The sequence below is a fragment of the Shewanella sp. c952 genome, assembly GCF_019654975.1.
GTDB lineage: Bacteria > Pseudomonadota > Gammaproteobacteria > Enterobacterales > Shewanellaceae > Shewanella.
Map to the genome: position 1 here is coordinate 1 of NZ_BPEW01000096.1, position 670 is coordinate 670.

General features: G+C 30.4%; 1 protein-coding gene. It reads right to left on the minus strand.

All coding sequences use genetic code 11. From position 1 onward, the window contains the following. On the minus strand, positions 1–670 hold a 670-nt coding region (locus K5R16_RS22015; RefSeq protein WP_220740543.1), incomplete at both ends, for a glycosyltransferase.

Here is a 670-nt window from a genome sequence, read left to right on the forward strand (position 1 = left end):
ACATAGACATTTGATTTTCTAAGCGAGTATTTACATCCCTGCTTTTGGAGGTGTTAGTTTTATGTACTCTATACTTACAAACACTCTCATCAATGAACTTAACTGTGTTTGATGTTGTCAACGTTACTAAGGTTACAAAGAAATCATAATCATCAATTTTTGATTCAGAGTCATATGAATAAAAATTAAAAAAAGTTTTCCTTATTAGCAAGCAGGGGCCAGCAAAACTATAATTCCTAATTATCTCATTTTTTATATTCTGAGAGGATAAAAGGAAATTTTTATTACCAGAGTGAAAATCAACTAAAGAACTTGAAATATCATTCCCTACAGTATTAATAACATTCCCATCACCGACAACACAATAATTAGATGGCTCAAACTCATTAATTAAAATATTTGTAGAACCTGCTACAATTAAATCGTCAGATGCGCACAGTCGAATAAACTCACCGTTAGACTCTTTTACGATTCTATTCAAATTATTTGAAATTCCTACATTATCCAAAAACATTGCATTGAGTACAATACTGGGGTTTTTCAATACAAAGTCTTTCACTTTATCATAAGTAATGTCTTTCGAGCCATCATCTATTATGAGTATCTCATATGCAAATGCACTTAGCAGAATATCTTCTAGAATACTATTCAGCAATTCAAGAATATAATC